This is a genomic window from Leuconostoc sp. BM2 (assembly GCF_002095565.1).
GTDB lineage: Bacteria > Bacillota > Bacilli > Lactobacillales > Lactobacillaceae > Leuconostoc > Leuconostoc falkenbergense.
In genome coordinates this window covers 1-14,051 of the sequence record NZ_MOWQ01000016.1, presented here as the reverse complement: position 1 = coordinate 14,051, position 14,051 = coordinate 1, and the positions used below count along the sequence as shown (strand labels likewise).

11 protein-coding genes are annotated in these 14,051 nt (G+C 40.4%); 8 read left to right on the top strand and 3 right to left on the bottom strand.

The window, feature by feature from the left end; translation table 11 throughout:
* Positions 1 to 25: 25 nt before the first annotated feature.
* Both gyrB and gyrA read left to right on the top strand, forming a co-directional pair.
* Positions 26 to 2,038: a DNA topoisomerase (ATP-hydrolyzing) subunit B gene (gene gyrB, locus BMG01_RS05815; RefSeq protein WP_004910723.1), complete on the top strand. Its 2,013-nt coding sequence runs from the start codon at positions 26 to 28 to the stop codon at positions 2,036 to 2,038.
* A 66-nt stretch (positions 2,039 to 2,104) separates the two neighbouring features.
* Positions 2,105 to 4,654: a DNA gyrase subunit A gene (gyrA, locus tag BMG01_RS05810; protein ID WP_004910721.1), complete on the top strand. Its 2,550-nt coding sequence runs from the start codon at positions 2,105 to 2,107 to the stop codon at positions 4,652 to 4,654.
* 45 nt (positions 4,655 to 4,699) lie between these two features.
* On the opposite strand, the gene BMG01_RS05805 is transcribed toward gyrA, so the two are convergent.
* Both BMG01_RS05805 and BMG01_RS05800 read right to left on the bottom strand, forming a co-directional pair.
* Complete coding sequence (locus BMG01_RS05805) at positions 4,700 to 5,401, bottom strand: LytTR family DNA-binding domain-containing protein (protein WP_004910719.1); 702 nt, start codon at positions 5,399 to 5,401, stop codon at positions 4,700 to 4,702.
* The gene (locus tag BMG01_RS05800) at positions 5,382 to 6,221 is read right to left on the bottom strand and encodes a GHKL domain-containing protein (RefSeq protein WP_004910717.1); all 840 of its coding nucleotides are present in this window, start codon (positions 6,219 to 6,221) and stop codon (positions 5,382 to 5,384) included. The genes BMG01_RS05805 and BMG01_RS05800 overlap by 20 nt, the downstream gene beginning before the upstream one ends.
* A gap of 246 nt (positions 6,222 to 6,467) precedes the next feature.
* Between BMG01_RS05800 and asp1 the strand changes: the two genes are divergently transcribed.
* Genes asp1 through asp3 form a run of 3 tightly spaced genes read left to right on the top strand, consistent with a single transcriptional unit; the run spans position 6,468 to position 10,493 of the window.
* Positions 6,468 to 7,940 carry an accessory Sec system protein Asp1 gene (gene asp1, locus BMG01_RS05795; RefSeq protein ID WP_004910715.1) on the top strand — a complete coding sequence of 491 codons (1,473 nt, stop codon included), beginning with the start codon at positions 6,468 to 6,470 and terminating at the stop codon, positions 7,938 to 7,940.
* A gap of 10 nt (positions 7,941 to 7,950) precedes the next feature.
* Positions 7,951 to 9,471 (top strand): accessory Sec system protein Asp2, encoded by a 1,521-nt coding sequence (asp2, locus tag BMG01_RS05790; protein ID WP_004910713.1) that lies wholly within the window; start codon positions 7,951 to 7,953, stop codon positions 9,469 to 9,471.
* Complete coding sequence (gene asp3 / locus BMG01_RS05785) at positions 9,471 to 10,493, top strand: accessory Sec system protein Asp3 (RefSeq protein ID WP_036066352.1); 1,023 nt, start codon at positions 9,471 to 9,473, stop codon at positions 10,491 to 10,493. Before asp2 ends, asp3 begins: the two co-directional genes overlap by 1 nt.
* A gap of 63 nt (positions 10,494 to 10,556) precedes the next feature.
* Here the strand turns inward: asp3 and BMG01_RS05780 are convergent, their stop codons facing one another.
* Entirely contained in the window at positions 10,557 to 10,931 is a 375-nt protein-coding gene (locus tag BMG01_RS05780) for a PaaI family thioesterase (RefSeq protein ID WP_004910710.1), read from the bottom strand.
* A gap of 34 nt (positions 10,932 to 10,965) precedes the next feature.
* Between BMG01_RS05780 and menB the strand changes: the two genes are divergently transcribed.
* Genes menB through BMG01_RS05765 form a run of 3 tightly spaced genes read left to right on the top strand, consistent with a single transcriptional unit; the run spans position 10,966 to position 13,818 of the window.
* Positions 10,966 to 11,799, top strand: a complete 834-nt coding sequence (menB, locus tag BMG01_RS05775) for a 1,4-dihydroxy-2-naphthoyl-CoA synthase (RefSeq protein ID WP_004910708.1) — start codon at positions 10,966 to 10,968, stop codon at positions 11,797 to 11,799.
* 28 nt (positions 11,800 to 11,827) lie between these two features.
* Positions 11,828 to 12,619: a carbon-nitrogen family hydrolase gene (locus BMG01_RS05770; RefSeq protein ID WP_004910706.1), complete on the top strand. Its 792-nt coding sequence runs from the start codon at positions 11,828 to 11,830 to the stop codon at positions 12,617 to 12,619.
* A 14-nt stretch (positions 12,620 to 12,633) separates the two neighbouring features.
* A complete protein-coding gene (locus BMG01_RS05765; protein ID WP_004910704.1) occupies positions 12,634 to 13,818 on the top strand; it encodes a pyridoxal phosphate-dependent aminotransferase in 1,185 nt (394 codons plus the stop codon).
* The last annotated feature ends 233 nt before the right edge of the window (positions 13,819 to 14,051 follow it).

Sequence of the window (14,051 nt, the reverse complement as noted above, 5' to 3'; positions counted from 1 at the left end):
TTATATCTGTTCACACGCAAATAATATGGCAGAGAATATCGAAAATGAAGCATTGGAGAACATTGATGGCATCGTGACAGATGATGCCGAGATTCGTCAAGCAAGTACCGTTCATGCTGCAGCAGGTGCTTACAATGCTGATCAAATTCAAGTTTTGGAAGGATTGGAAGCTGTCCGCAAACGCCCTGGCATGTACATTGGTACGACCACAGCGCAAGGCTTGCACCATTTGGTATGGGAAATTGTTGATAACGGGATTGATGAAGCATTAGCAGGTTTTGCCTCACACATTACCGTCACAATCGAAAAAGATAATTCAATCACGGTAACCGATGATGGCCGTGGTATTCCTGTCGACATTCAAACTAAAACGGGTAAGCCAGCTCTTGAAACTGTCTTTACTGTATTACACGCCGGTGGTAAATTTGGCGGTGGCGGTTATAAAGTATCTGGTGGTTTACACGGTGTTGGAGCTTCTGTTGTCAATGCTTTGTCAACGGATTTGGACGTTAGAGTTGTTCGTGATAATACTGTTTATTACATGGACTTCAAAGTGGGACGCGTCAACACACCGATGAAGCAATTGACTGAAAAGCCCACCATTGAGCGTGGCACAATTGTTCATTTTAAGCCAGATGCAGATATTTTCCGTGAAACAACAGTTTATAACTACAACACATTACTAACACGTGTGCGGGAATTGGCGTTTTTGAATAAAGGTTTGCGCATTTCAATCACAGATAATCGACCTGAAGAAGCCGTTTCTGAAAGCTTCCATTTTGAAGGCGGTATCAAAGAATACGTCAGTTATTTGAATAAGGACAAGACTGCTATTTTCCCTGAACCTGTCCATGTTGAGGGTGAAGAAAATGGCATTGTGGTGGAAGCTGCCTTACAGTACACTACCGATATTAAAGACAATCTGCGGACGTTTACTAACAATATCAATACCTATGAAGGTGGGACGCACGAAACTGGTTTTAAGACAGCCTTAACACGTGTGATCAATGATTACGCTCGCAAAAATGGTCAGCTCAAAGATAATGCAGAAAGTTTGACAGGGGAAGATGTGCGCGAAGGCATGACTGCTATCGTGTCAATCAAGCATCCAGATCCACAATTTGAAGGACAAACCAAAACTAAATTAGGTAACTCCGATGCACGTCAAGCAACGGACCGGATGTTCTCAGAAACGTTTAGCCGTTTCATGATGGAAAATCCAGCAGTTGCCAAGCAAATTGTCGAAAAAGGTGTCTTAGCCCAAAAAGCACGCTTAGCTGCCAAGCGTGCACGCGAAATGACACGCAAACAATCTGGTTTGGAAATTGGTAATTTGCCAGGTAAACTAGCTGATAATACCTCAAATGATCCTGAAATTTCAGAATTATTTATTGTTGAGGGTGATTCAGCCGGTGGTTCGGCTAAGCAAGGACGTAACCGTTTGACGCAAGCTATTTTGCCAATTCGAGGCAAAATTTTAAATGTTGGGAAAGCTTCATTGGATCGTGTGTTGGCCAACGAAGAAATTCGCTCATTGTTTACAGCAATGGGGACTGGATTTGGTGATGACTTTAATGTTGAAAAAGCCAATTACCACAAAGTTATTATTATGACAGATGCCGATGTCGATGGTGCCCATATTCGAACACTATTGTTAACGCTATTTTATCGCTATATGCGACCACTTGTTGACGCAGGCTATATTTATATTGCGCAGCCACCGCTTTATGGTGTTGCCTTAGGTAATAATAAATCAATGACGTACATTGATTCTGATGAAGAACTTGAAGACTATTTGTCACAATTACCATCCAATATTAAACCAAAAGTTCAACGTTATAAGGGACTAGGGGAAATGGATTATGATCAGCTAGCAGATACAACCATGGATCCGCAGAACCGTCGTTTGTTACGAGTTGACCCAACTGATGCTGAGGAAGCCGAAGCAGTTATTGATATGTTAATGGGTGGGGATGTACCGCCACGTCGTAAGTTTATTGAAGACAATGCTGTCTTTGTTGAGAACTTGGATATTTAATAATTGCCATCCAGATGATTTACGTAATGTAAAATCATTCAAAATACTTACAAGGAGTTAAGCAGCATGTCTGAATCAAATGATAGTCGCATTAAAAACGCGAATTTGTCAGAACAAATGAAAACATCATTCTTGTCATACGCCATGTCAGTTATCGTGGCGCGTGCCTTACCAGATGTTCGTGATGGTATGAAGCCGGTTCACCGTCGTATTTTATATTCGATGATTGAACAAGGTAACACGCCAGATAAACCACACAAAAAATCAGCGCGTATCGTCGGTGATGTCATGGGTAAGTATCATCCGCACGGTGATTCAGCTATTTATGAATCAATGGTTCGTATGGCACAACCATTCTCATATCGACACATGTTGATTGATGGGCATGGTAACTTCGGCTCTGTTGATGGGGATGGCGCTGCTGCTATGCGTTATACCGAAGCACGCTTAAGTAAAGTTGCCATGGAAATGGTCCGGGATCTGAATAAAGATACGGTTGACTTTGTGCCTAACTATGATGGTGAAGAGCGTGAGCCTGAAGTCTTGCCGGCACGTTTCCCTAATTTATTGGTTAACGGCGCTACTGGTATCGCGGTCGGTATGACTACCAATATTCCGACTCATAATCTTGGGGAAGTTATTTCGGCACTTCATATTTTGATGAAAAAGCCTGAAGCAACGACTGCAGATTTGATGGAGGCATTGCCCGGACCTGATTTTCCAACAGGCGGCATTGTTATGGGAAAGTCTGGTATTCGTCGTGCCTATGAAACAGGCCGCGGTACTGTAACTGTTCGTGCTAAAGTCGACATTGAGCCAACAAAAAACGGCAAAGAACAAATTATTGTGACTGAATTGCCATATGCAGTCAACAAAGCACGTTTGATTGAGCGCATTTCTGAATTAGCCCGTGAGAAGAAAATTGATGGCATCACCGGCATTCGAGATGAATCAGACCGTGAAGGACTGAGAATTTCTATTGACGTCCGTCGAGATGCCTCAGCCAGCGTTATTTTAAATAATTTGTACAAGCAAACATTATTGCAGACTAGCTTTAGTTTTAATATGCTAGCGATTGATCATGGCGCACCAAAAACAATGAGTTTGAAGGAAATTCTTGTTGCTTATTTAGCGCATCAGCGTGAAGTCATTCGTCGCCGTACTGCCTTTGATTTGCAAAAAGCACAAGCACGTGCTCATATTTTAGAAGGTTTGCGCATTGCTCTGGATCATATTGATGCCATTATCAGTATTATCCGTGCGTCAGCTACTTCTGAAATCGCGAAAACACGGTTAATTGCTGATTATTCACTATCTGACAAACAAGCACAGGCCATTTTGGATATGCGTTTGGTTCGTCTGACTGGTTTGGAACGCGACAAAATTGAGGATGAATATCAAAAACTTGTCGCATTAATTGCTGATTTGAAGGATATTTTGGCACACGAAGAGCGTGTGGATCAAATCATTTATGATGAGTTATTAGAAATTCAGACGAAATTCGGTGATGCGCGACGTACCGAACTACAAGTCGGCGATGTGATGAGCATTGAAGATGAGGATCTCATTGAAGAAGAAGATGTCATTGTAACATTGACGAATAGTGGCTATATCAAGCGTGTACCAACCGCTGAATTTAAGGCGCAAAATCGTGGTGGTCGTGGCGTGCAAGGCATGAACGTCCATGATGAAGATTTCGTCGATCAAATGGTTGCAACATCAACGCATGATACACTGCTGTTCTTTACCAACAAAGGGAAAGTCTATCGTATGAAGGGCTACGAAGTGCCTGAGTATGGGCGCCAAGCCAAAGGAATTCCCGTTGTGAATCTTTTAAATTTTGAAAAAGATGAAAAAATTCAAACAGTGGTCAACGTTCGTGGAGAGGCTAGTGAAAGTAAAGACTATCTATTCTTCGTTACACGCTTAGGTGTTGTCAAGCGTACGGCAGTGAGCGAATTTTCAAATATTCGTACTAATGGTCTAAAAGCTGTTACGTTACATGATGATGATGAAGTGCTATCCGTTGAAATTACTGATGGGACACAAAATATTATCATTGCAACGCACAATGGCTATTCAGTTAGTTTTGCGGAGGCGGATGTTCGCGTTATGGGTCGTTCCGCTGCTGGTGTTCGTGGTATTCGTTTGCGTGAAGGTGACTGGGTAATTGGCTCTGATGTCTTACACGACAATGACAACGTGTTGGTTATTACTGAAAAAGGTTATGGTAAACAAACGCCGGTCAGTGAGTATCCGATTAAAGGTCGTGGTGGTAAAGGTATCAAAACGGCGAATATTACAGAGAAAAATGGGCCATTGGCAGGTATGATAATTGTCAATGGGCAAGAAGACATTATGGTGACGACTACCCAAGGGGTGATGATACGATTTAGCGTAGATTCAGTTAGTCAAACTGGTCGTGCAACACTTGGTGTTCGTTTGATAAGGCTTGAAGACGAGGCACAAGTTGCAACTTTGGCAAAAGTTGATCAGCAAGAAGAAGTAGCAGATGAAGATGTTTCACGTGAAACATCTGACCATGCACCACTTGATAATCAACAAATTGACCAAGTCTCACAATTATTAGATCGTGCACAAGATGATTCAGAATAATATTTAAAAAGAGTATCTCAATATTAATTGAGATACTCTTTTTTATCATGATTGAAGATACGACAAATTATGCTTGAAACGTCGTGAAACAGGTAATAAATCACCTGTGGTTAACAAAAGCGTTTTGTCTTTTAGGCGGTATTGTTGAATAAAATCGTGATTGACACAAAATGAAGCGTGAATTTGAAGAAATTTATCGTGAGATTGGTTGATTTGTTTGATTGTATTGCGTATTTGAGTCGTCGTATTTGATTGATGAACATTGATATAGTGACGCCCATTGTTACTATTCACATGAGAAATTGTATTCAAATCAAAAGTTTCAGTGTGTGCGCCATTGTGAATTGTCAGCCAGACTGGCATTTTAAGGTCAAATTGATTTAATCGTTGATAGGCCATTTGGACAGCATGTTGTAACTTTTTACCAAATTGTGCTTCAGGTTGTGCTTTTTGAATGAAATCGAGTGCACTAATATGTGATTGGAAAGTTTGTAATGATAATTCATCATGAGTCGTAATAATGATGATGGGAGAAACACAATCGGTTTGTCGAATCATTTTCGCTGTATTAATACCAGCGTGAAGAAGTCCTTTAATTTCTAAATCAAGTAAAATAATTTTTGGATGAGTGTCTGCTGCAAGCGCCGTGAGTAGTTTTGTTGGTGAATCAGTTATAAAACTGGTTGGCAAATAATGCTGAATCCGTTGCTGACCAATTGGGTCGTCTTCAAGTACGTAAAAATTCATTTGTTGCTCCAAAAGTGAGTGTTTGTGTAAAAGTGTCGTGGCTGAGCGTTGTTCTCAGTGAAACATCAGGTTGATGATTAACATAATGTTTTACAAATGTTAAGCCAATCCCACTGTGGCCTTGTTTGCTGGAAAATCCTGATTTGGTCAGATGATTGGTGGCGAATGGCTGGTCAATACTGTTGGTAATTTGAATGACGTGTAAGTTATTTAATGGTTGCAAGGTTAAGCAAACTAATTTTTCTTGTGTTTTCTCGGCCGCTTCAATAGCGTTATCGAGCAGAATGGCAATTGTGCGATACAGGTTTAGGCTGATTTGACTATCACAACTTGTTAGCAGATCTATTGAAAATGTGACACCAGTATCAGTAGCCAATCGATGTTTAACTAGTAATAAACTGCGTAGATTTGGGTCGCCGATTAAATGAATGTTGAGAGATTTTTGATTTGGTAATGTCGTTAAGCTACTTGATACTAATGTTTCATAGGCACATGAAACTTCTTGTAAATTACCATTTTGAATAGCGAAAGCTAAACTCGCTAATACATTTTGATAGTCGTGCTTGAAGTAACGGAAATCCTCATTTGCCTTTTCTAAGGATTGTGTATAATCGTATGTAATTGATATTTCGTGCTGCTGTTGCGATAGTAATTGACGGTGACGAAAAAATGCAACTACAAGAAAAATAAGTAGAAAAACTAATAAAAATTTTACTTCACTAGAGAGCCAAATAAGCCCCATCAAAATTAATAAAATATCAATGACATGGCATGGTGAAAAAGTTGGTTGGAACAGCAAGGCAATCAGTGCTTGAGCCATTAAAACGACACCTCTATTCATAAAATTGCACATATATAATCATAACAATAAAATTAATGAATTAAAAATGAACAAAATATCAATAATAATCACTTAACAAATAATACGTCATATCGGTCATAATTGCTTATAATTTGTTAAAAAGGCGCAATGAAGTTCATTTTAGAAACCTGATATAATGGAAAGAGTGTAGCGGTAGAAGTTGCCGCAGTTTTTAAGTACATGGTTGATGGGTAGGTAAAAAGATTGAAAATTCATATTATTCCGGACTGGCATAATGCAAATGCTGTCGTGCCACAATTTAATGACAGTCGCTATCAAGCACAATTATTTTTGTCACAAGGACAGACAGTTGAATTAGTTGTACTTGATTTTTTACCACAGTTACGACTATTATTGGCCGACGCACAACTGGAATCAGCCAATGTTTGGTCAGCTTTTGATCAATTACAACATATTGATTTAAAAGCACAATTACCTTTAGTATTAGCAGATTTAAGCTGGCCGACAGGGGCCTTATTTGTCAGACTGAAAGGGCAAATATTAGTGACTGTCAATCAGCAGCATTATGCGACTGTTTATTTGACGCCCAAAACGGATGCAGCGCTTGATCATATTGATTTGTATGAAGCTGATCATCTCATACAACGCTTGGTCCTTGATGATCGGGGTTTTGTGTCACAAGTGCTGACATTTGAGCAAGATAATCTAGTACGTCGAGATTATTTGACACCCAGTGGGCAGGTTGCCATTCAAGAAGATTGCTTAACAGGACAAGTCACAACGCAACAAAATTGGACGACACAAACCCAATTTGATAATATAAACAGCTTAGTTAAAGCTGTTTTGAAATCACATCTACGCGCGATACCAGATTTGGGCAATGTGATTATGGCTAGTGGTGAGTTGAATCGTGAAATCATCCAAGATTGGTCGCTTGACCAGTCGGTCATCATGAGTTGGCCGGCTAATGATTGGCAAGCCATTGAATCTGGAGAAAACGATAAAGTCAGCTTCAATGTTGTTCAAACACTTGCTGATCAAGAACATTTGTCACAACAGTTGCCAAATCATGCCAATATTAGCACTATTCCTGCGTTTCCAACTGATAACAAGGTTGAGTTAGTGTCCAATGATATGACACATCCCATTAAAACCATTTATTGGGCCACTAAATCAATGGCGTTGGCAGACCAAAAAGTGGTTGTGTCAGAACTCATTAACATATTACAAAATGATCTTAATACAGTGATTATTTTTGAATCAACGATGCCATATCCAGAAATTCAAGCTATGGTGGAGCAAGCTAGCCTGTCTGCTAAGAATGAACATGGTTTGATTGATGATGACAGCCAAGCAGCTTTCAAAGTACGCTTCCAAATCGTGACACGTCAAAATGAAATAAAGCGACAACAGTTAATGGCACAGGCACGTGTATTAGTCGACCTTGATGAACAGCCGGACCAATTTTTACAGTCTTTGGCACTGACATTTTCAGTACCACAAATTAATTTAGTGGCAACAGCTTATTTACTACCACAAGAAAACGGGCAACAGTTGGCAGCCATAACTGACTTACAGGACGTGTTACCCATGTATTTGAATGATCAAGATAAGTTTAATCAAACACAACGTGCAGCGCGTGAACTGGCTAAAGAGACAAATAGTGAGATGCTTTGGATAAAGTGGCAACAGATTTTTAATAAAGTGAAATCATAACGGGGCATATATGACAACATCTATTCTACAAATTGGCGCCATTGATTGGACGCCAGAAATTACTGCACCATTAGATTGGCACTACACGTCTATTTTTGATTTGCCTACTTTTTTAGCGACACAAAAAGACCCTTATATCCTAGAACAAACTTATGTTGTGTTGACTGATGATGTGTTAGAAAGTTCATTATTATCTAGTCAAATTCAGGAGTGGCCAGCGTTTCGGGTGATTTATTTTGCAACGCAGATTGCCCCTGAATTTCAAACAATATTAAGCGAGCGACGCGCCTTTGCGATTAGTGAAACAACACCAGAGCGTGTGTCAAAGCGCATTTTGACTGACCTTTATCTTGGGCAGCAAGGATTTGCAACGCGTTTTAGTGAAACACAGTTTTTACCAACAGTACCAAGTGGCATTCATTTTAGTCGTATGGGTCGTTTTTTGGCGCGCTTCGAAGGTGATTTTGGCTCAGAATGGCAACAAATTGGGACATTACAGACACTTAAAACAGATTTCATTGCTAATCAAACGAACGAAATTTGGCTAGATTATCGTCAAACGGATACAGCTGCTGCTGCTTTGCTATTCATCTTTTATCGCGATGGTGCAATTTTAACGCAAGACATGATTAAAGGGGATGCTTTGCGGCGGATGACGCAGGTTCAAGCGCCTGCTGATTATGACAGTTATCAAATAATTGTTTTAGGCAGTGGCAAAGGACAGTTAACGCTTCATGTTGTTCACCAGCGTCGTTCTCGTCACGGTTTGGGGCATTTATTGCCAGGTGGTCAGTGGCAATTAACATCTGAGGATGAGGAAGTATTATCTTATTTCAATCCAGGGACGTTGCCTAAACCATTAGTGGTCAACTTTTCAGGGGCACGATTACATGTCGATGGTTTTGAGATGGCATCAGCTTTTAATCAATTAGGTGTTCCGTATTTGTTGTTTACAGATGCTCGTATGCAAGGTGGTGCATTTGATGTCGGGTCGCCAGCCTATGAACAAACAGTGATTGACATCATTAAACGCGCGATGGCGGAACTTAATTTAACATCACAAGATGTCATTTTGACAGGATATTCAATGGGAAGTTACCCAGCGATGTATTATGCTGGGGACATTAAACCCGGTGCACTAGTATTAGCTAAACCAATTATTAATTTAGGCACATTAACTGCTGATGCAGAATTTGCTCATCAATACAATCAAGACTGGACATTAGATGTTCGACGTCACTTGACAGGATATGTGCGACCAAATGATACTGAATCTCTGAATCAGAAGCTTTGGCGACATATTAGCACTGTGGACTGGTCAACTACAACAGTAGCGTTACTGACGATGGCACAAGATAATTATGATGGCGACAGTTTACCTGAATTACTTGATTATCTTGACACACACCATGCCTTATTAACGCATCAGGTTGAAGCGGGTTATCATAATGAAAAGATTGATGAAATGGTTGATTTTATGATGACACAGTTGACGCAATTGCGAGACAATCGGCTAGCGGAGGACGAATGATGCAATATCAAATTTATTGGCAACCGCAAACACAATTACTGGCACTACAAGGGGCAACAGTTGATTTTCGAGCATTGAATGAGGTGTTTTATGAACACTATTTTTTGCCAAGTGGACACATTATTGCACGCTGGCAGTCACAACGTCATGATTTAAATGACAAACCGATTGCGGATTTACCACGATTACAGCAAGGAAAAACTTATGAAGTAATCCGTCATATTGACATGAGTGAGCGCATGTTTGCCTATCTAAGCATCACTTTTTTTGATGAACAATTTCAGGTCATTAAGACATTTAGTAAAAATGCGGAACAGTTGACGATTGAAGTGCCGGATCAGTATCATTTTTATACCGTCGATTTGGTATCTGCAGGTACAGGCAATTTTGTTTTTCACGATTTCTTACTTAGAGAAAAGATGACAGGAATTCTAAGTGAAAATGATCAAGAAATTGCGCCCGGTGTGTATACAAACTTACAAAAGCCGGCCAAGATTGTCAGTAAAACATTGCGTGTTATTTTTTCAGAGCCGGAAGCGGCAGTAACTGATTATATGACAGACAAAATCAAAGTGACACAGCAAGGGGTTTTATTTGTCACAAGCGACCATTTGCAAGCTGGCTTTTATCGGCAAGAAAGCCTACTAACTGCCTTTAAAAATGCACGCCGTGACGTACATGCTCGTAATATTGAATTTGTCGGGTACGGCCCAATTTCCAGCTATGCGGCCTTGTATTACCAGCAAATGATTAAAGGTAGTACGGCAATTATCACTGATGATGTGCAACTTGATCCCGGTATTTCTGATTGGGCCATTACACGAACGATTGATGGTGTACGCTCGTTAGGCAATCCAATTGCCCCAAACTATATTGCCCGTCTGGTTGTGAATCGACCAAAATATGAGCGCTTAGAGATGTTACCTTATGAAACATTGACTGATGAAGAACTGGCCCGTGAGGCTGAAATTGCTGCTCGCCAACCTAAAGTCAATAAATTAGCGCAATGGTTCACTAAATAAAAAGTCAGTTGTATTTGACCTAGACTGGAAGATTTCTAGCATAGGTCAAATACAACTGACTTTTTAAACAGGTCGGGATTTATTGATCAGCGTTACAGTGGCTGTACTGGTTAGCTCATTTTTGATACTTTCACGAATCTTAACATCCCATACTTGCAAAGTACGACCAACAGAGATTGGCGTGGCTGTTGCAATTAAATGACCTTGCGAGACGGCCTTTAAATGCGCAACTTGGATATCAACACCAACAGGTATCTGACTGTTGTCATTAGCCTCATTAGCGCCTAATGAAGCAGCTGTTTCGGCTAAGAGGGCGTTGATGCCGCCATGAACAATGCCAAAGGGTTGCATCAGCTTATCAGTGACTTCAACTTCAACAATTGTTTTTTCTGCAGCTAATAATGTGGTTTTTAGGCCTAAAAGTTCTATAATATTCATATAACTAATTTCCCTTCTGAATGGAGTATAACAAATGACAACTTGGAAAGCTATCAAAACATACGACGAAATCTTGTTTGAAAAAAACACAGATGGTAAGAACCCTGGTAAAATTGCCAAAATCACAATGAATGATGTGTCAACTCATAATGCGTTTACACCTGGCATGGTTTCAGATATGATTGATGCCTTTACATTAGCTCGTGACAACGCTGAAATAGGCGTTATAATCTTGACAGGAGCTGGCGATCAGGCGTTTTCTTCTGGTGGTAATCAAAAAGTGCGTGGCAATGGTGGTTATGTTGGAGCTGATGGTATTCCACGTCTTAACGTGCTTGATTTGCAACGTCTCATGCGAATTATTCCAAAACCAATTATTGCTATGGTCAAAGGGTGGTCTGTTGGTGGCGGTAATATTTTGCAGTTAGTTGCGGATCTTACAATTGCCGCTGACAATGCGAAATTTGGACAAACTGGGCCGATGGTTGGCTCATTTGATGCTGGCTATGGTTCGGGTTATTTGGCACGTGTTATTGGTCATAAGCGTGCAAAGGAAGTATGGTTTTTGAACCATTTTTATTCTGCGCAAGAAGCCTATCAAATGAACTGGATTAATCGTGTTGTCCCTTTGGCAGAAGTTGAAACAGCGACAATTGAATGGGCTGATGAAATGTTGACAAAATCACCAACTGCCCTACGCTTTATTAAAGCGGCTATGAACGCAGATACGGATGGTTTAGCTGGCTTGCAACAATTTGCTGGGGATGCAACAATGTTGTACTACACCACAGATGAAGCAAAAGAGGGTCGTGATTCATTTAAAGAAAAGCGCGATCCAGATTTTGATCAATATCCTAAGTTTCCTTAATCTAACTTTCACTGAGAAATGAGTTGTTATGACATTAAAAGTTGCTATTGCACAAATGAATATTGCTTTAGGACAACCTGAGGTAAATGAACAAACCGTGGCACAATACGCTCAGAAAGCTTCTGAGGCAGGGGCAGATATTTTAATTTACCCTGAAATGTGGAACACTGGTTATGCACTGACTGATTTGCCACAATTAGCAGACAATGATGGCGAACGGAGTCGTCAGTTATTAGCCAGATTAGCCAAAACATATCAACTCAATATTGTTGGTGGTTCGGTTGCAACAATGCGTGATGGGCAATTTTTTAACACAATGTTTGTTTTTAATCAGTTAGGTCAACAGGTCGCACGTTATGATAAGGCGCATTTATTTGGCTTAATGAACGAAGAAAAATATATTGCTGCAGGTAGCCAACCGAATACATTCGAATTGGCAGGTGTCTTGTCAGCTGGTGTGATTTGTTACGATATTCGTTTTCCAGAATGGTTACGGACCATGATGTCAAGTGGCCCACAAGCAATTTTGTATGTGTCAGCAGAATGGCCGATACAACGTATTGCGCAGTGGCAAATTTTATTACAAGCACGCGCAATTGAAAATCAAGCATTTGTCGTTGCTGCAAATCGTGTTGGTAGTGACCGAGACAACACCTTTGGTGGTCGTTCACTAGTAATTGACCCATTAGGCAACATTGTAGCACAAGGCACGGATGCTGATGATATGTTAGTCACAGCTGACATAGATATTGCCGATGAAACAGCAATTCGTGGCCAGATACCGGTTTTTAGCGACCGCCGTCCTGAGTTATACCGTTAAGCGAGGTAAAGAAAATGCATTTTGAAGAATCTGACTTACTAAAAACACTTCCAAAACAATTTTTTGCCTCATTAGTGGCAAAAGTAAACGCAAAAATTGCGGCAGGGTATGATGTCATCAATTTGGGACAAGGTAACCCAGATCAACCCACGCCGGATTATATTGTCAAAGCGATGCAGGATGCAACAGCAAAACCAGCTGATCATAAGTATTCGCTTTTTCGTGGCGAAATGCGTTTTAAGGAAGCGATTGCCCAGTTTTATCATGATGAATATGGTGTAACCATTGATCCGTACACGGAAGTGGCCATTTTAGCTGGATCAAAAATCGGTTTAGTTGAATTACCTTGGGCGTTAATGAATCCGGGAGAGTTGCTCTTGTTACCTAATCCAGGATACCCAGATTATTTGTCAGGGGTAGCGTTGGGACGGGTTAAATATGAATCAGTTACGCTCAAGCGAGAGAATGATTTTTTGATTGACTATCATGATATTGATGACAAAACAGCTGAAAAGGCGAAGTTTCTTTATTTAAACTATCCAAACAATCCGACAGGGGCGGTTGCAACTGCCAAGTTTTATACTGATACGGTCGCTTTTGCTGAAGAAAAGCAAGTTGGCATTGTATCAGACTTTGCCTATGGCGCTATTGGATTTGACGGTCAAAAACCACTGTCATTTTTACAAACAAAAGGCGCTAAATCAGTGGGAATTGAAACATATACATTTTCAAAAACCTTTAATATGGCGGGCTGGCGTGTTGGGTTTGCAGTAGGTAATGCTGAGATGATTGAAGCGCTTAATCTGATTCAAGACCATTTATTTGTATCACTTTTTCCAGCGGTACAAGATGCAGCGATTGAAGCATTGGCAAATCAAACAGCCCGTCAAGAATCGGTTTCGAACTTAGTTGCTTTATATGAGAAGCGACGGGATGCATTTGTTACGGCAGTGACCAAATTTGGTTGGACACCCTATGTACCTAAAGGCGCTTTTTATGTATTAATGCCAGTACCTGAGGGTTATACGTCAAGCACGTTTGCAGATCTGCTACTGGAAGAGGCTAATGTCGCTGTTGCAGATGCATCTGGATTTGGTGATGGTGGTGAAGGGTACATTCGCGTGGGCCTGACGGTTGAAGCGGAACGTTTGATAGCAGCTGCTGAGCGAATTAGTCAATTGCCTATTTTTAGGCAGTAATAAGCCTGTTGAAAAAATAATTGAATAAAACAGAAAAAAGGTATTGACAAAGGGAAAAAAGAGCGTATAGTTTTAATAGTTGTCCAAGAGGCAACGAGCCGAGAGTTTGAGCGAGTCAACGAAGAAAGTAGTTGACAAGGCAAGAACAAGGTGATAAGATAATATAGTTGTCTCAAGGGGCAATAAGTAGCACATTGAAAACTGAACAAAACTTTGAACAAACGAATCTGTGG